The following is a 17549-nucleotide window of genomic DNA, read 5'->3' on the forward strand; positions in this document are numbered from 1 at the left end:
AATGTCAATAAGTTTTAATTCCTCGCCGATACTAACAAGCAAAATAAGGTTGCCGTCAAAGCAGTTTCGACGACCAAAAATCAGATGAGATTACTATTACTTTAGTAATTTTTATAGCTACTTATTACCTTTCATCAGCAATATGCTACCGCTCATTCGAAGCCTGTCTTATTACTACAAATTTCAGTTTCTAAATCACTAATTATCACTGTCAAGTGAATGAAATCAATGCTATCAAGCAATAAAACCCTAGTAGATATGATGAATTTTATTTATAAGACTATTGTTAATAACTAATCACACACTAGAATTTTTAAGCCTATGCTGATGAATAATAGTGTGGTATTTTCGACACTCAAAACTAGACCTATTCGCTATTCAGAATCGTGCAACTTTTTCATTTTTGCAATTACTTATTTTTGTAATAGCTGAGTAAGATCATGATAAAAATCACTAAATTTAGAATAAATACCTATCAATATCACTATTAATTCCTTTTTATAAAGCTAATAACGCTGATCTTTTGATGAAACTTTGATTGTATAGTCGCGTGGCCGAGCGCTTATATTTGCGCCTATCTCATCCAAGAGCATTTGCTCAGTCGTATTGAGTTTTATTGAGTAAAAAACTATAAACTTTAGTACACCTGCCTCTCACAAAAAAGCTAAGATAAGCAACATCATCTTTTTATTTAGAGGACGCTATGAGCCAACCACGGCGTACTATCGAGCATTTACTCAAGCAAGGCATACTGCCATTGAAGCATGCCAACGATGCAGCGATTCATTTGCAAGTCTATCCTAGCAAACGCTCATGGCTGGTCTTTTTTGATAAAGCCATGCTGATTATCGGGGCGATAGCGCTGGTATTATCGCTGGTATTTTTTATTGCCTATAACTGGATAAATATGGGCAAAATGGGCAAGTTCGCTTTGGTTGAAGGGGCATTGGTTGTCACTATTGCCTTATACGTTGTGCTCTCTTTTAGGCGACGGTTTCAGCTTATTCGCCAATTATTATTGCTTATTGCTAGCGTGATTACGGGTAGCTTATTGGCGCTATTTGGGCAGGTGTATCAAACGGGCGCGGATACGTGGCAGCTGTTTTTTGGCTGGGCCGTATTGATTATTCCTTGGGTAATCATCGCCCGCTTCCCTGCGCTATGGCTGCTATGGTTGGGGCTAATCAATACTGGTCTCATCCTATATTTCGGCGTTACAGACTTTGCCTTCGTCAGTTACTTCTATGAAGGTGTCTTACAAATAGGCGTGCTTGCCGCTGTTAATTTTGTGGCGCTAAACTTGTGGCTCGTATTTATCGACCGTCAACCACCATCAGTCACACGCAGCCGATTTAAGTCCGAGCTGGATTGGAGCGCTTATGTCGTCGGTTTACTCAGCAGCTATTTTATTACCTACCTTGCCATTCTTTATGTCTTTGATGACGCCAATATTTTAATGACGCTGATCGCTTTGCTGCTATGGATGAGCTGGTGCGGATTTATGGTTTGGCGATTTTATTGGTATCGCATCAATCTATTAATGCTGACCTATTTATGTGGCTCTGTCATTGTCGTGGTGATGTTTTGGGCGGGTAAGTTGTTTTTAGACAATTTTGATATGGGTGGTTTTCTCATCTTAGCCCTATTATTGATTGGCATGAGTTCAGCGGCGGTTGTTTGGCTGCGTCATGCGGCACGTTTAAACAGCAAAAACAATATACCCAGTGCTGTCGTCAAAGGAGGTAATTATGAGTAATGATATGAATAATCAACACTCGGACAATGTCCTTTTACAGCTGCAACAGCTTGGATTGATTGATGGCAATGCGGTTGATGCCCGTACTGGTGAGACCAGCGCTAAGGCAACGATAGTGAATAATCACTCTCAAAACGATATTCCTTGGTTTATACAAATACTTTTTGGTCTTAGCGGTATTGTAGCGAGTCTGTTTCTAATCGCCTTTCTGTCTTTATTATTGTTTGGCATCGATGGCTTTGACAGCATGATTGCCTTGTTAATTACAGGTCTAGTACTCAGCGCGGCGGGTTTTGTGCTATTTAGAAACAAGCAAAGCCGTGATAATACCTTTATCAGCAGCCTAGCATTGGCCATTAGCTCGGCTGGGCAGGCCTACATTGCCTTTGCTTTATTTGATAATAATTTGTCACATCCTATAGATGTTTGGCTTTTTTTAATCGTGCAAGCCGTTATGACGGTCATTATGCCCAACCGTATCTATCGCCTATTGGGTAGCATAATGACGCTAGGTTTGACGGTTTATTTGCTTAACTATTACCATCTACCTGAGGTCAGTTTGGGGCTATTGGCACTGATTACGACTGGCAGCAACCTATCACGTTATTCTCTATTGCAGCGTATACCCAGTAAATGGCGAGCGGATGTTTTCGATATTATTAAAGCCCTTGGTTACGCCAGTGCGCTGATGCTGTTGTGCGTTTCTGTTTACTTTATCGCCGCTGAACATAGTCATAGTCTTGCTTCTTATTATGGCGACACTTTTCGCTACAATTACTATTTGGCGCAAGGAATGCTTACACTCGCCAGCCTTTATGCCGCTTATCTGATTCTAAAACGTTACGACGTTAAATTACTATCAGTAGCGGGACTCTTCATTGGTGGTGCGATTGTATTGCTTGGGATAATATCGATTTACGTCTCAGGACTGCTAGCGACCAGCCTTATCATCGTCATTGCGATCGCCAATAGCCAACGGGTACTGTTAGGTTTGGGCGTCACCGCCTTGGTCAGCTATGTATTTTGGTATTACTATCAGCTCGATACTTCGTTGCTAATCAAATCTCTCTTAATGTTCATCGTCGGACTGACCATGCTGATGGGGCGTTGGCTATTGATTAAACGCTATTTCGCTAACTCCCTTATCGACGATACTGATTTGACAATGAGCGCCAACGAACATCAGGAGCGCCTATCATGAAAAATAAAATTTTGACTAAGCGCTTGATTGATGACACGTCACCATCCACGCATTGGCTAAAAAAACGAGCCGTTACCATCACTGTTGCCTTACTTGGGTTAGCACTGATATTGATTGTAATGACGATGAATATCATCAAATACGAAAACCATCTCACCACTGGAAAAACGGTATTATTAGCACTTGCACCCGTTGATCCCCGTGGTTTTATGCAAGGCGATTATATGGTGTTAAGTTATGCACTGGAGCGCGATATTTTTGATGCCATGAGACCAAAGCACCCTCATTCAACACAAGACGAATTAGGCTCAGAACTAGATGTAGAATTAGACGAGCTTGATACAGATTTTCGTATTTATGAGCCAAGCGATGGTTATGTCATTGTGAAAATCGATGGTAATAATGTAGGACATTTTGTCCGCTTAGCTGATAGTAATAGTCGTGAAGAGTTAACTAAAAGTGAGCTGCCCATTTATTACCGCATCCGTAACGGCAGTGTGCAATTGGCGACCAATGCATTCTTCTTTCAAGAAGGTCATGCTGAGGCGTTTGAAGCGGCTGAATATGGTCTGTTTCGCGTCAATGACAAAGGCGAGCCATTACTCACAGAGATGGTAGACGGTGATTTCACAGTCATCGTCGGCGACTTAAGCCAAGAGGATAAAGCCTCTTAGTAGACGTTAATCGTGCGACTACTTATTCGTTACTTATCATGCATTACTTCTCATGCTTTACTACACGCGATACGAGCAATACATAACATTCCTTAACTAAAGTAACATTGAGGGTACGGAGACAAACTTGTTACTGTTGCTCACAACCTAAAAATAAATAAAGGAAATAATTATGCGTAGCGCAACTTATAATACCTTCGGTAAACCATCTGACGTTCTCAGTTTAGGTGACACGCCTATTCCTGAACCAAAAGCCAATGAAGTCCGAGTCAAAATGGTACTCGCCTCTATCCACAACCATGATTTATTAACCATTCGCGGTCAATATGGCTTTAAACCTGAGCTGCCAGCGGTTGGTGGTAGCGAAGCGGTTGGCATTATCGATGCCGTCGGTCAGGATGTCAAAGACTTAAAAGTGGGTCAGCGCGTGGCAGCGGCGAGCGTACAAGCGACATGGGCAGAGTATTTTGTCGCCTCAAAAGACATGGTATTCGTCATGCCTGATAGCTTAGAGGACGAAATGGCGGCGCAGCTCATTGCGATGCCACTCAGCGCGCTGATGCTGATTGAGTTTTTAGCACTAAAAAGCGGTCAGTGGGTGATTCATAATGCTGCCAATGGCGCGGTAGGGAAATCGCTCGCCATGCTAGCCGCCGCGCGTGGTATTAATACCATTAATGTCGTGAGAAGTGACGATGCTATCAAGGAATTAGAAGCATTGGGTATCAAGCATAATATCAACACCTCAGATGACGACTGGAAGGATCAAGTAAAAGCCATCCTTGGTGATGAGAAAATCAGTGCCGCGGTTGATTCTATCGGTGGTGAGTCGAGTAATGATCTGCTGGCGTTATTGGGTCATGGTGGCACATTGGCATCGTTTGGCATCATGTCAGGCAAACCAATGGTGCTAGATCCAACCCATATTATTTTTAAACAAGCGACGATCAAAGGCTTTTGGGGCAGCAAAATTAGTCAAGAAATGAGCGTTGAAAACAAACAGCGTTTGATTGATGAGCTAATCGAACGTGCTAACAATGGCAATTTAAAACTGCCCGTTGAGGCGACGTTTGATTTGGCAGATATCGTCAAGGCCGTCGATGGTAAATTGCAGGCAAGTAAGAATGGTAAAGTGTTGTTAAAAGCATAAATTATTGCCTTACATCTATGTACTTGCAAATGATGTACGTGCAAATAAAGATACACACTAAAAAACTTCACTAGGAATAATATGATATCTAATAATAAAACCTTTAAAGCCTTAGTCGTCGAAGAAACTACCGACGGCAGCTTTAGCAAAAGTATTCAAGAACGCAACGTCAGTGACTTGCCAGAAAATGACTTGTTAATAGAAGTGCATTATTCCTCGTTAAATTTCAAAGATGCGATGTCGGCATCGGGCAATAAAAGAATCACCAAACAATATCCGCATACCCCCGGTATCGATGCAGCAGGCGTTGTCGTCAACGACAAATCAGGCACGTTTACCACAGGGCAAGAAGTATTGGTATTTGGCTATGATTTGGGCATGGATACCGATGGCGGTCTGGGTCAGATGATCTCTATCCCTGCCGATTGGGCATTGCCCTGCCCAGAAACACTGACGCTAAAAGAAGCAATGACTTACGGTACGGGCGGCTTAACCGCAGCACTCAGTATCCAAAAACTAGAAAAAATGGGCGCAAAACCCAGTGATGGTCCAGTCGCGGTAACTGGTGCAACAGGCGGCGTCGGTACGATCAGCATCGCAATCTTAAAGCAGCTGGGTTATGAGGTGATTGCCTTCTCAGGTAAGCCAGAGCAAAGCGAGCATTTAAAAGCATTGGGCGCGAGCGAAGTGCGTCATCGCGATACCATCAATGAAATCGGTAACAAGCCTATCGGTCGTGAGCTGTGGGCAAATGCTATTGATACCATTGGCGGCGACTACTTACCCAACCTGCTAAAGCAAACCAAATCTGGTGGTGCAGTGACCAGTTGTGGTTTAGCAAGCGGCGCTGAGTTTTCGATGTCGGTGATACCTTTTATTACCCGTGCGGTGTCATTATTGGGTATCGATTCAGTGTATATTCCACTGGCTGACAAAGAAGCTATTTGGCAGCGTGTCGCGACTGATATGAAGCTGCCTAATCTTGAAAGCTATGGCGAAGAGATTACGCTTGAGCAAACGCCAGAATATTTAGATCGCTTTATGTCGAGCAAAGTGGTTGGGCGTTATGTGGTGAATGTGCGGGGTTAGGGTTTGCGGTTTAAAGCTTAACTTTTAGAGAATGGTAGCGTTCTTTTTTGGAGGGTTGCCATTACTTTTTCATAAAGACTATTTGAATAAATAAAATCAATATTTATTTAAAATGACTCTCAACTTCTACCAGCCTAGAATCTTAGCTAGTAACATTAGAGACCCACCTACAACAAAATTATCGATCATTGCTGATGGGTTCGGTCTATAGACATTACTAATATAAGATAATTTCTCTTTTGATTTTTCAACAAAGATAAAAGTATTCTTTGTTAAATCTAACTTTTCATCTAAAAAAACTTGGAGCCACATAAGTATAAATAGGCAATTTAATATAATTGAGTAATAATAAACTTGATACAAACCAAGTAGAACAGTACGTCTTTCTTCGGAAAGCTCGTTAAAATCGTCTACTAAAGATAGTTCGTCACTTATTTCTGAGTCTAGTTCTACTATAGTTTCACTAATATTCTCTTCTAAATCTGGAATGCTATCTAAATCAATTCGCACCATATCTTCGAAAGGAAAGTTCTTTAGTCTAGTTAGTGCTTTAAATGACTCAAGATTATGTAGTAACTCAACCTGCTTAAAAACATCTGCATAATCTAATAAAACTGAGTTAGTAATAGCTTTTTGAGATTGAATATCTCCCACAAGTTTAGACATTTCGCTTGCTTCAAATGAGGTACGCACTGCATCAAAAGCGCTTCTATATGGTTCTAATGAGTCCCTAATTAGATTTACTGATGACATCATATTTTCATATACGCTAGTTCCTCCTTTACTCTGTATCAGACTCTCTCTTGCAGACATAATACTACTGTAGGCACTCTGTCCTTCCTTCATTCCAAGCAACGTATCTTTAAAAGCTATTGCTTCTGGAATGCTTAACTGAGCTTGCCTTGCAATAACACTTTGATCTACAACATTAGAAGAAGCTAAGCTTAATGTTTGAGCAACCTTGTTAGCAATATCTGCAATATTTACAGCTGAATTAGGAAGCCCATGCTGACTCGCCATTTTCAGTAAACTATTTGATTCTTCAAAATTGAAAGCCATCATTTCTTCAGCTCGTGACTGAGCAAGTATTTCTACTGCGCTTTGGTTTTCAAAATAAGCAGGCATTAGACTTGATTGTTGAAAAGCCTTATTTGCAATACTAGCAGCTGAATGCAGCTGTTCATAGTTTGCCATCCTCGGCATAATACTATCTACTGCTTTACCACCAAAAGATAGTGGATTCAATTGTCTCTGAATTTTATCAACCATTTCACTGATCTCTAACATAGATGGTGTTTTACTATCTTTTTTAGGATTTTCAGCCACTCATAAGTTCCTTTTGTTCGATAATTAAAGCTAACCTCAAAGATAGCACAATAGTTAGAAATTTAGAAAATCAATAAATCTTTCAATCACAAAAAATACTCACGTCGTATAATAAAAATACCAACCATTATGCAGCTCCGTGAGAGATATTACCGTAAGGGCATAGGGCGGTATCATATAACCAACTTCAATATCATTATTCGGCGCTTTTAGGTAGCCAAATTCATTATCCAAAAATCCACCCATCGTTAGCACGATATAACCGTCCTCTCGTGCCATACTAACGATACCTGAGCGATCTAGCTTCTTACGTAGTAAAGCGACTTTTTCTACATCTAAGTCATCTGCCCTTATCTTTCCAGCATAAGCTGCCGCTATCTCTCGCTCAGTTGTATAGCTATCATCATTGGAGATAAGCTGGTCATTTAGTATCTTATGGTGACGCCGCATATTACTTATTTGGTAGACGTTGGCATCTTGGCTGAGGGTATCTATAGCCTGCAAATTGCTTTTATTCAGCAAAAAATGCGCTTGATTACCCATACCGATTGCTGAAAGATAAAATGCAATCACAGTAACTATGGGAAATATCGCTAATGGCATATAAGAAAATGGCTTTTTATATCCTTTTCTGAATATATTTAACACCGAAAATAATAACCCAGCAATGAGAAAAAATAGCAGAGTCAGCAAACTCAAAATCGGTCCAAAACTGCCAAAGTAGGGAGAATTCAGTAAGCTTACTGAGAGAATAAATAGGACAAGATATGTGATGTATTTTTTATTTTTTGGCGTCATAACAGTCTCATACTGGATTTGAATATTGATAATATCTTAGCCTGAGTCTGCTATAAGTAAGATGAAATAAGGGTGGAAAGGTTATGAATAAATTCCACAATTAAAAGTCATACAAAGAACACCATTAGCTTAATTAAACCGACTTTTAAGTGACTTATACTAACCAAAACCAATCAGGCGCAAACAAATAGGACATACCCATTGATAGCAATACTGACAATATGCTACCCACGATGGCGCCAACCCATGACGTACCACCCTTTGCCGCTAACTCCTGTTCGACCGTCGCTGGGTCTGCTGTGTTGCTCATGACTTTTTTTATATTTTTGACGCTGTGATTAAAGTAAAAATAATTACCTAAAAGTCCTGTCAGTACTGCCCATGCGACAAAAAAGCTGGTTTGGCCTATAGAGCTATACACCTCCATACCGAGCAGATGCATTAAAATCAAATCGACCGTATTTATGCCAAGTACAATACACAAGGCTACTAGGTACATTTTACGATAGCACAACCAAGACGTTCCCAAGAGAAGTCCAGCCAAATTAAAACTGTGTATACTAGAGCCATCATTATTAACCTCTAAGCGTGGCTCGCTGTCCTTAAACCATTTGTCACGATAAAAACTGTCATACTTTTTACCGACGAAAGTCGCTAATAAAGCATCAGCACTTTCAGAACTGGAAGCTGAATGGTTTTGCGGGATTTGCGCATCTTTAGAAATATTAACCGCCGTTAATGGTGGCGGTGTTTGTGCTTGGACACTAGCGAGAGGTTGTTCACAGTTTGAACAAACAACTGCCCCACTTGCGTTTTCTTGATTACAATTATTACAAAGCATCTTATCCCTTAATTTTACTAAATACTGAACGGTTGATAGGCTTATCTCGACTTTAATAAATAACAGCCAATTAAAGTTGAGTATATTATAGATAATAAAGACAAATGTTCAATGAAAAATTCGAGGATTCTTAGTTGCCTGTTTGTTTTAACCAAAAAAAGCACCCAACCAAGTTGAGTGCTTTTTTACCGCTATATTGAACTAATCTAATTATCGATTAGTCGTATATCAATTCATAAAACATGAGTTGAAAAGCTATTTAGATAAGTTTACGTAGTCTAAAATGGTAACAAGGCAACCGAGCGCAGATAGTACGTGTTTGTACATCTAGCTAGGTTAACACCGTTACCGTTTAAAATACTTAAACAGTTTATTCCCACTCAATCGTCGCAGGTGGCTTGCTCGACACATCATAAGTCACACGTGATACTTCAGCGATTTCATTCATAATACGGTTCGATACCGTCTCAATCAAATCATACGGCAGATGGGCAAAGCGCGCAGTCATAAAGTCTACGGTTTCAACAGCACGTAGCGCGATTACCCACGCATAACGGCGACCATCACCGACCACACCAACCGATTTGATTGGTTGGAATACCGCAAACGCTTGCGCAGTCTTTTCATACCAGCCTGAACGCTCAAGCTCTTCCATAAAGATAGCATCAGCAGAACGCAAAATATCAGCATATTCTTTGGTCACTTCGCCCAAGATACGCACGCCCAACCCCGGTCCTGGGAACGGATGGCGGTTAATCATCTTCGCTGGTAAACCAAGGGTAATACCCAATTTACGGACTTCATCTTTAAACAAATCACGTAACGGCTCAACCAATTCAAACGCCAAATCATCTGGTAAACCACCAACATTATGATGGCTCTTAATCACGTGCGCTTTACCTTGATGCGACTTCGCTGATTCAATCACGTCTGGATAAATCGTGCCTTGCGCTAAGAATTCGATGACTTTACCATCGCTTTGCTCGCTGATTTCACGGGCGCTATTGGCAAATACATCGATGAAGGTTTTACCGATAATTTTACGCTTAGCTTCAGGATCAGACTCGCCAGCCAATGCCGTCAAGAATAACTCTTCAGCATCAACACGAATCACTTTTACGCCCATGTTTTCTGCGAAGATTTGCATCACTTGGTCGCCTTCGTGCAGACGCAAAAGACCAGTATCGACAAACACACAGGTTAATTGATCGCCAATGGCTTTATGCAATAATGCTGCGACGACTGAACTGTCCACACCACCTGATAGACCGAGCAATACTTGCTTATCACCGACTTGCTTTTTCAGTTGCTCAATACGCATATCGATGATGTTATCAGGCGTCCAGCTACCCGCGCAGCCACAGATTTCATGGACGAAACGTCCTAGTAATGCAGAACCTTGTGCGGTATGCGTGACTTCAGGATGGAACTGCAAACCATAATAATGGCGCGAATCATCAGCCATAATCGCAATCGGGCAGCTTGGCGTGCTAGCGACGATATCGAAGCCTTGTGGCGCATCAATCACTTTATCGCCATGACTCATCCACACATTCAGCTTACCAGCAGCATCTTCGATGCCATTGGTCAGGGCAGATTCGCCATCGATGTTGATAGTAGCTGCACCAAATTCATGGATATCACTGGCATGGACCTTGCCACCGAAGCGCTCTGCCATCGCTTGCATACCGTAGCAGATACCAAGTACGGGTACGCCTAGATCAAATACGGCATCATTGATGCGTGGGCTGTCATCTGCGTGGACGCTCTCAGGACCGCCAGATAAGATAACGCCTTTTGCGCCAAAATCGATAATGCGCTGAGTGTCGATATCAAACGGGAACATCTCACAGAATACGCCTGAATCGCGGACACGGCGGGCGATAAGCTGGCTGTACTGTGAGCCAAAATCGAGAATTAAGATACGATCTTGCTTGATAGTAGGTATTGCAGGGGTGGCGGCGTCAGTGGTCATAAACAAAGTGTCCATCAATAAATAAATTGGTACGCTATTTTAACAAGTTTGAGCAGTCTATTGGTTATAAAAATACGCTAATCTGCTAACTGGCATATAAATCTATAGCTCATCAGTATAAACCTCTACTTTATTTCATTAATGAATGCATTTCTTCTATATTTTCCTACATCTAGGTAGCGATGATAAAGCACTGTAGAGTAATCAACAGAATAAAAACGCGATTAATTGACCTAATGCTTTTATAGGCAACGCCTAAATTCTGGTTCAAGCATTATTACAAATAAGTGTTATTACAAAGCAGCCATTATGCTTTTTTATATAGCATTTTACAGAGAAGTTTGTATCAGTGTCGACTATGATTAACTTGTACTATTCGGCAACACATGGACTTCATCTGAAATCTTCGCAAGCTTAGTCTCACCGCATTGGTATTTTTATATATTAGGGTTTATTGGCGTTATTTGGCACTACTTAGCGCATAGACTGATGGTTTTGGTGGGGAATAAAGAATTAGCAAGTCGGAACAGCACACCAATCGTTGTTGACTAATGTACAGAAAACAGTTACTTATTATAGTCACAGATAATCATAATAAATTGACAGGTATGTCCCTATGAGAAAAATCAAAGCCCTTATCCGAAAACGCCCTAAATCTGACCCGTCTAAAGCTATTTCAGTCAATTCTGATAACCAAAATTCCAATAACACCAGTAACACCAGTAACACCAGTATAGACGCCGCCTCAAAGGGTCATACGGTAAATACCCCAATCGAGCAAACGCGCTGGAATGGCTGGGGCAATATCAATATTAATAAAAAAGTCTCAGCGCATGGGGCGAAACTGATCAAATCGCATATTGGTAAAACCAAAAAACTATCATCAGTGAGCTTACAGCAAGTACTTAAAACCGTCCCCAAATCCCGCTTGCCTGTTGCTATGACTGAGCTTGATACCGTATCTATCGATAACGAAGTGAGACTTAGACACGCCCGTGGTCAAAGCTTTCCAGACTGGATAGCCATGCATGGTGGGGACTTTGAAGCCTTTCCTGATGGGGTCGCTTTTCCTGAATCGACCGCTGATGTCGAAACTTTATTAAAGCTAGCGAGCGAGCACGACCTCATCGTCATTCCTTTCGGTGGCGGCACTTCAGTCGCGGGTCATATCAATCCGCAAAAGGGTTCACGCCCCGTCGTGACCATCGCCATGAGCAAGATGGATCAGCTGATTGACTTAGACAGTGAGAGCCAAATTGCTACTTTTGGCGCAGGTACACAAGGGCCAGCAGTCGAAGCACAACTGGACGCACACGGCTACCGCTTGGGACATTATCCTCAGTCTTGGGAGCTATCGACACTGGGCGGCTGGATTGCAGCGCGTTCTAGTGGTCAGCAGTCGTTAGGCTACGGGCGCATCGAGCAGATGTTTGCCGGTGGTACGTTGGTGACCCCAAAAGGGGTACTCAATATTGCGGATATTCCAGCGTCAGCGGCAGGGCCTGACCTACGCGAGATGATGATGGGCACCGAAGGTCGCGCTGGTATCTTTACCGAAGTCAAAATGCGGGTGCAGTCGCAACCAGAAGAAGAGCGATTTAAAGTCGCCTTTTTACCCAATTGGGAAGCGGGTAAAGAAGTGCTTAGACAAGCCGTGCAAAAGAATATTCGCTTATCTATGCTGCGCCTGAGTAATGCGGTCGAGACTGACGCGCATCTACATTTGGGCACGACGCCCAGCCAGTTTATGGCGATTAGCACTTATCTAAAAGCACGTGGACTGAGCTCAAAAAAAGTCATGCTCACTTATGGCGTCTCAGGGGATAAAGCACAGAATAAATTGGCACTGACGCAGTTTAATAAGCTATTAAAACAGCAAGGCAGTGTCACGGGCAAAATAACCGATATCATGGGCAGTGTCTGGGCGCATGGACGCTTTAAATTCCCTTATTTGCGCGGAACACTGTGGGAAAAAGGCATCATGGTCGATACCTTTGAGACCGCCACCAACTGGAATCATATCGACGAGCAGATGCAGCAGATGCAACAAGCCGTTCAGACTTCCTTGGCAGATGAAGGTGAAAACGTCATGGCCTTTACCCATATCTCGCACGTCTATAAGCAAGGTGCTAGCCTTTATACTACCTACTTCTTTAGAGCCGCAAAAGATCACGCCAGCACCTTAAGCCGCTGGCAAAAAATCAAACATGCCGCCAGTTCAAGTTTGGCCAATGGCACAGCGACGATATCGCATCAGCATGGCGTTGGCCGTGATCATGCGCCTTATCTAGCGGCTGAAAAAGGGAAGCTAGGTATCCAAGTGACCAGTGATATGCTTAAAAGTTTGGACCCTGAGCAGCGTATGAATCCAGGTGTTTTAATTAAAGAGTAAAAGGTCGTCTTAGCGTCACTAGTTGGCTTAAACAGGTTAAGTCGCTGATTAATTTGAGTATCATTTGAGATGAGTCGTTTATGAACCAAGCCAATCAACATCAGCAACGCCAGCAAGCATTAGCGCCTTTATCTCGGCGCTCGTCTCAAGAGGAACCTTGGGATATGCTCATCATCGGTGGCGGTATTACTGGTGCTGGAATTGCTCGCGAGGCAGCAAGGCGCGGCTTAGCGGTGTTATTAATTGAGCAAAAAGACTTCGCTTGGGGCACGTCCAGCCGCTCTAGCAAAATGGTACATGGCGGGCTGCGCTACATTGCCTCAGGTGACTATAAAACCACCTTGCTGAGTGTCCGTGAACGTGAGCGCATGCTCAGTGAAGCGAGTGGTCTCGTCAACGAGATGCATTACGTCATGCCACATTATAAAGGCAAGTTTCCACCGCCATGGATATTCAATACCTTGCTACGTGTCTACGATGGGCTCGCGGGCAAGCGCTACTCTAAATACTTTAAAAAAGACGCTTTTTTACAGCTTAATCCGCACATCAAGCAAGAAAAATTTTTGGGCGCCAGTCAGTTTAGTGATGCAGTGACCGATGACTCACGGCTGGTGATGCGCGTACTTAATGAGGCAATTAATGACGGCGCGCAGGCGATTAACTACCTTAAAGCTGAGTCATTAATCACCAATGAGCAAGGCTTGGTGACGGGTGCTACTCTAAAAGATACTTCTTCTGAAGACAACGGTCAAAATTACGACGTTTATGCCAAAGTCGTGGTCAGCGCGACTGGCGCTTGGGCGGATACCTTACGGATGCAAGCTAGCAAACAAACTGAGCAAAGCTTTCACAAGCAAATTCGTCCATCTCGTGGCAGTCATTTGGTGGTCAGTCAAGAGCGCCTACCAATCAAACAAGCCTATACCTTTTTGCATCCTGTTGATAAAAGAGCCGTCTTTGTTTTCCCATGGGCAAACCGTACCGTCCTTGGTACCACCGATTTGGATCATCCGCCATTAGACGATAACGAAGTCGGTATCACTAATGAAGAGGTGGATTACCTATTGGCAGCGACCAATAATCTCTTTGATAATGTAGACATTAGCCGCAAGGATGTCATCAGCTCATGGGCAGGCGTGCGTCCACTGATTTCTGATGGCGGTGATGGTAAGCGCGTCAGCCCGAGTAAAGAAAAACGCGACCATAGCGTTTGGTTGGATAATAATTTAGTCACTGTTAGTGGCGGCAAATTAACCACCTTTCGCCTAATCACCCTTGATGTGCTAAAGGTTTGTCAAAAGGTGCTCGAACTTGATGAGTCGGCTACTCAAAATAATGTCTCATATAGCAGCCAAGTCTTTAGCAATCAAACCCCTACTAACCCTAAATTTACCACCTTACCAAAAGCTCTACAACAACGCTTACAAGGGTTTTACGGTCTACAGCTTGATACCTTATTAGAGTTAGCACATGATGATGACTTGGCTTATGTGACCGATAGCAATACTATCTGGGCAGAGATTCGCTTTGCCGTACGTTTCGAGCAAGTCATTCACTTGGACGATTTGTTACTGCGACGCACGCGCCTAGGATTGATACTGTCACATGGCGCAATGACGCCATTAATTAGCGATAGGCTCAAACAAATATGCCAGCAAGAGCTGGGCTGGGATGAGCAAAAATGGCAGCGAGAAGTTGACCGTTATACACAATTATGGCAACGCTACTATCATCTGCCTGCGGCTTAAAGCTTATTTTTATTATTGCTTATCACTACATAGTTAAGGATGACTGTGACCCATAACCTTGATACTCCTATTTACTTCTTAGCCATAGACAATGGCACCCAAAGCGTCAGGGCACTTATCTTTGACCAATTTGGAACCGAGATTGCCAAAGCCCGCGTCCCTATCGAGCCGTATTTTTCAACGCAGCCAAATTTTGCAGAGCAACATGCTGATTATTATTGGCAAAAATTAAGCGAAGCCTGTCAGCAATTGTGGCAAAGCTGCGATATTACGCCCGAGCAAATCGCTGGCGTTAGCCTCGCCACCCAGCGCTATACCATGATATGTTTGGATAAAGACAAACAGCCACTACGTCCTGCCATTGTGTGGATGGATTTGCGCAGAGGTGAAGCCAATGACATAGGCTTGCTCAATCCACTCACCAAAGTCATCGGTATAGGCGAGCTGGTCAATGAAGCTCAGCAAAAAGCTCGCTGTAATTGGCTTGCGCATCATGAGCCAGAAATGTGGGCAAAAACAGCCTATTATATCAATTTATCAGCGTACTTGACCTATCAGTTGACAGGTGAATTAGCTGACTCCACTGGTCATGCCCTTGGCTATCTGCCGTACGATTACAAGGCGCAAGCTTGGTTTAAGCCAAATAATCTCAAATGGCGACTATTTAGCTGTCGACCCGACCAAATGCCTAAGTTAGTTGCACCCGGTCAACCACTCGGTTCTATAAGCGCTAAAGCTGCTGCCGCTACTGGTATTTTAGAAGGTACGCCAATGATCGCTGCCGCCAGTGATAAAGCTTGCGAAGCATTGGGCTCTGCGGGTCTCGCCGCAGACACCGCCTGCTTAAGCTTTGGCACCACCGCGACGATTAATACCACCTCGAGTAATTATGTCGAGATACTCAAGCACATGCCCGCCTATACTGCCGCCGCGCCCAAATACTACAATCATGAGTACATGATTTATCGCGGCTTTTGGATGGTCAGCTGGTTTAAGGAGCAGTTTGCCCACTATGAAGAGCAGCTTGCGAAGACGCAAGGTATCGATACCGAAAAACTCCTCGATCAAGCGGTAAAAGACATTCCAGCAGGCTGTATGGGATTAATGATGCAGCCATACTGGTCGCCCGGTGTTCGTCATCCGGGACTTGAGGGCAAAGGTGCGCTTATTGGCTTTGGTGATGTGCATACACGAGCGCACGTTTATCGCGCTATATTAGAAGGGCTCGCTTACGAGCTTAAGCTTGGCTTCGATACCATTGAGAAGCGTACAGGCAAACCCATCAAACACTTGCGTGTGTCTGGTGGCGGATCTCAAAGTGACTCAGCCATGCAGCTTACGGCTGATATCTTTGGTATGCCTGCATACCGGCCGCATACTTATGAAACCTCAGGCTTAGGCGCGGCTATTAATTGTGCAGTAGGGCTTGGCGTTTATGCTGATCACGCAACCGCAAGCGAGGCGATGACCCATTTGGGCGATGAGTTCTTACCTATTGACGCCAATGTTCAGCTCTACAAACGCCTTTATAATGAGGTTTATCTCAAAATATATGAGCGCTTAAAACCTTTATACCAAAGCATTCAGGACATTACTGGTTATCCTGCTAAATGATATTACTGTTTAAAAGCATCGCTATTTAATGCAGTATGCATACGAGTTAGCCCTTCTATCAGCAGCGCTTTAGGGCACGCTACATTAAGGCGCATTTTAAGATGCCCTTCATTACCGTACTTAATGCCTGCGCTAAGCTCAACTTTAGCCTCTCTAAGCACGTCATAGAGCATTTGATCGTCTTGCGTATATGCCGAGCAATCTAGCCAAATCAAATACGAAGCTTCTGGACGCATCACCTTAATTTTAGGTAAATGATCTTCTAAGAATTGCAAGGTTAATTCAATATTAGCTTCTATATAAGTCAGCGCCTGCGCCAACCACTCACCACCCTCTTCATAAGCCCTGCGCATTACCGTATAAGCAAATAAATTCAGCTCATGCTCGTCACTTAAGCGTTGCTGCTGGTTAATTTTGGTGAGTAATGTGCTATCTTTAGCAAATATCATTGAACCTTTGATGCCAGCAATATTAAAGGTTTTGGTCATCGAGGTTACGCTCACCACCTTGTGCTCATAGCCTGTTGCTAGGGTTAAAAAAGGCGTAAATGTATGCCCTTTCAAGGTTAAATCTTGATGAATCTCATCACTCACAATCGCCACATCGTGCTTTTTGCAGATTAAAAGCAGCGCTTCAAGCTCATCCGCTGTCCATACACGTCCGCCCGGATTATGCGGATTGCAGAATAAATATAGCTTAACTTTATGCTTGATAATTTTAGCTTCTATATCAGCTAAATCCAGATAGTATCGCCCCTCATTCTCCTTTAATGCAGAAGTCACCAGCTTACGATCGTTGTCCAACACCTTGGTCATAAAGGGCGTATAAATAGGGTCATTGATGAATACCGCATCCCCTACCTCGGTAAATACTTTCATCATCAGCACCAAACTTGGCACGACACCCGGAGAAAACAGGATATCCTGCTGCTCCAGCCACAAGTCATAACGACTGCCATGCCAGTCGATAATCGCTTGATACAACG

General features: G+C 43.1%; 13 protein-coding genes. 8 read left to right on the forward strand and 5 right to left on the reverse strand.

All coding sequences use genetic code 11. The features are described from left to right. Positions 1–703 precede the first annotated feature (703 nt). The 5 genes from I3257_RS12105 to I3257_RS12125 all read left to right on the forward strand — a co-directional run bounded on the left by I3257_RS12105 (position 704) and on the right by I3257_RS12125 (position 5870). The gene (locus tag I3257_RS12105) at positions 704–1756 is read left to right on the forward strand and encodes a DUF2157 domain-containing protein (protein WP_238049907.1); all 1053 of its coding nucleotides are present in this window, start codon (positions 704–706) and stop codon (positions 1754–1756) included. Next, positions 1749–2957 (forward strand): DUF4401 domain-containing protein, encoded by a 1209-nt coding sequence (locus tag I3257_RS12110; RefSeq protein ID WP_238049908.1) that lies wholly within the window; start codon positions 1749–1751, stop codon positions 2955–2957. Before I3257_RS12105 ends, I3257_RS12110 begins: the two co-directional genes overlap by 8 nt. Further along, entirely contained in the window at positions 2954–3631 is a 678-nt protein-coding gene (locus I3257_RS12115; protein ID WP_238049909.1) for a GDYXXLXY domain-containing protein, read from the forward strand. The genes I3257_RS12110 and I3257_RS12115 overlap by 4 nt, the downstream gene beginning before the upstream one ends. A 172-nt stretch (positions 3632–3803) precedes the next feature. Further along, entirely contained in the window at positions 3804–4781 is a 978-nt protein-coding gene (locus I3257_RS12120; protein WP_238049910.1) for a zinc-binding dehydrogenase, read from the forward strand. A gap of 81 nt (positions 4782–4862) precedes the next feature. Then, positions 4863–5870 carry a YhdH/YhfP family quinone oxidoreductase gene (locus tag I3257_RS12125; protein WP_238049911.1) on the forward strand — a complete coding sequence of 336 codons (1008 nt, stop codon included), beginning with the start codon at positions 4863–4865 and terminating at the stop codon, positions 5868–5870. A 126-nt stretch (positions 5871–5996) separates the two neighbouring features. Here I3257_RS12125 and I3257_RS12130 read toward each other — a convergent pair whose 3' ends face one another. The 4 genes from I3257_RS12130 to guaA all read right to left on the reverse strand — a co-directional run bounded on the left by I3257_RS12130 (position 5997) and on the right by guaA (position 10810). Beyond that, positions 5997–7196, reverse strand: a complete 1200-nt coding sequence (locus tag I3257_RS12130) for a hypothetical protein (RefSeq protein ID WP_238049912.1) — start codon at positions 7194–7196, stop codon at positions 5997–5999. Between the two features lie 99 nt (positions 7197–7295). After that, positions 7296–7799, reverse strand: a complete 504-nt coding sequence (locus I3257_RS12135) for a hypothetical protein (RefSeq protein WP_238049913.1) — start codon at positions 7797–7799, stop codon at positions 7296–7298. Between the two features lie 349 nt (positions 7800–8148). Continuing rightward, the gene (locus I3257_RS12140; RefSeq protein ID WP_238049914.1) at positions 8149–8835 is read right to left on the reverse strand and encodes a DUF2628 domain-containing protein; all 687 of its coding nucleotides are present in this window, start codon (positions 8833–8835) and stop codon (positions 8149–8151) included. A gap of 370 nt (positions 8836–9205) precedes the next feature. Next, positions 9206–10810, reverse strand: a complete 1605-nt coding sequence (gene guaA / locus I3257_RS12145; RefSeq protein ID WP_238049915.1) for a glutamine-hydrolyzing GMP synthase — start codon at positions 10808–10810, stop codon at positions 9206–9208. A 616-nt stretch (positions 10811–11426) separates the two neighbouring features. Between guaA and I3257_RS12150 the strand changes: the two genes are divergently transcribed. From I3257_RS12150 to I3257_RS12160, 3 genes are all read left to right on the forward strand, one after another. Beyond that, positions 11427–13202, forward strand: coding sequence for an FAD-binding oxidoreductase (locus I3257_RS12150; RefSeq protein ID WP_238049916.1), 1776 nt, complete (start codon positions 11427–11429; stop codon positions 13200–13202). 80 nt (positions 13203–13282) lie between these two features. Then, positions 13283–14950, forward strand: coding sequence for a glycerol-3-phosphate dehydrogenase/oxidase (locus I3257_RS12155; RefSeq protein WP_238049917.1), 1668 nt, complete (start codon positions 13283–13285; stop codon positions 14948–14950). Between the two features lie 39 nt (positions 14951–14989). Then, positions 14990–16564 (forward strand): FGGY-family carbohydrate kinase, encoded by a 1575-nt coding sequence (locus tag I3257_RS12160; protein WP_238049918.1) that lies wholly within the window; start codon positions 14990–14992, stop codon positions 16562–16564. 2 nt (positions 16565–16566) lie between these two features. Here the strand turns inward: I3257_RS12160 and I3257_RS12165 are convergent. Further along, positions 16567–17549: aminotransferase class I/II-fold pyridoxal phosphate-dependent enzyme (locus tag I3257_RS12165; RefSeq protein ID WP_238049919.1), on the reverse strand; the 983-nt coding region annotated here is incomplete at its 5' end.

The sequence above is a fragment of the Psychrobacter sp. Ps7 genome (assembly GCF_022129225.1).
Taxonomy (GTDB): Bacteria; Pseudomonadota; Gammaproteobacteria; order Pseudomonadales; family Moraxellaceae; genus Psychrobacter; species Psychrobacter immobilis_A.

Coding starts and splice junctions, on each gene's coding strand:
- I3257_RS12160 (WP_238049918.1), top strand. CDS start 14,990: ATGACTGTGACCCATAACCTTGATACTCCTATTTACTTCTTAGCCATA.
- I3257_RS12110 (WP_238049908.1), top strand. CDS start 1,749: ATGAGTAATGATATGAATAATCAACACTCGGACAATGTCCTTTTACAG.
- I3257_RS12135 (WP_238049913.1), bottom strand. CDS start 7,799: ATGCCATTAGCGATATTTCCCATAGTTACTGTGATTGCATTTTATCTT.
- I3257_RS12155 (WP_238049917.1), top strand. CDS start 13,283: ATGAACCAAGCCAATCAACATCAGCAACGCCAGCAAGCATTAGCGCCT.
- I3257_RS12115 (WP_238049909.1), top strand. CDS start 2,954: ATGAAAAATAAAATTTTGACTAAGCGCTTGATTGATGACACGTCACCA.
- I3257_RS12150 (WP_238049916.1), top strand. CDS start 11,427: ATGAGAAAAATCAAAGCCCTTATCCGAAAACGCCCTAAATCTGACCCG.
- I3257_RS12125 (WP_238049911.1), top strand. CDS start 4,863: ATGATATCTAATAATAAAACCTTTAAAGCCTTAGTCGTCGAAGAAACT.
- guaA (WP_238049915.1), bottom strand. CDS start 10,810: ATGACCACTGACGCCGCCACCCCTGCAATACCTACTATCAAGCAAGAT.
- I3257_RS12140 (WP_238049914.1), bottom strand. CDS start 8,835: ATGCTTTGTAATAATTGTAATCAAGAAAACGCAAGTGGGGCAGTTGTT.
- I3257_RS12120 (WP_238049910.1), top strand. CDS start 3,804: ATGCGTAGCGCAACTTATAATACCTTCGGTAAACCATCTGACGTTCTC.
- I3257_RS12105 (WP_238049907.1), top strand. CDS start 704: ATGAGCCAACCACGGCGTACTATCGAGCATTTACTCAAGCAAGGCATA.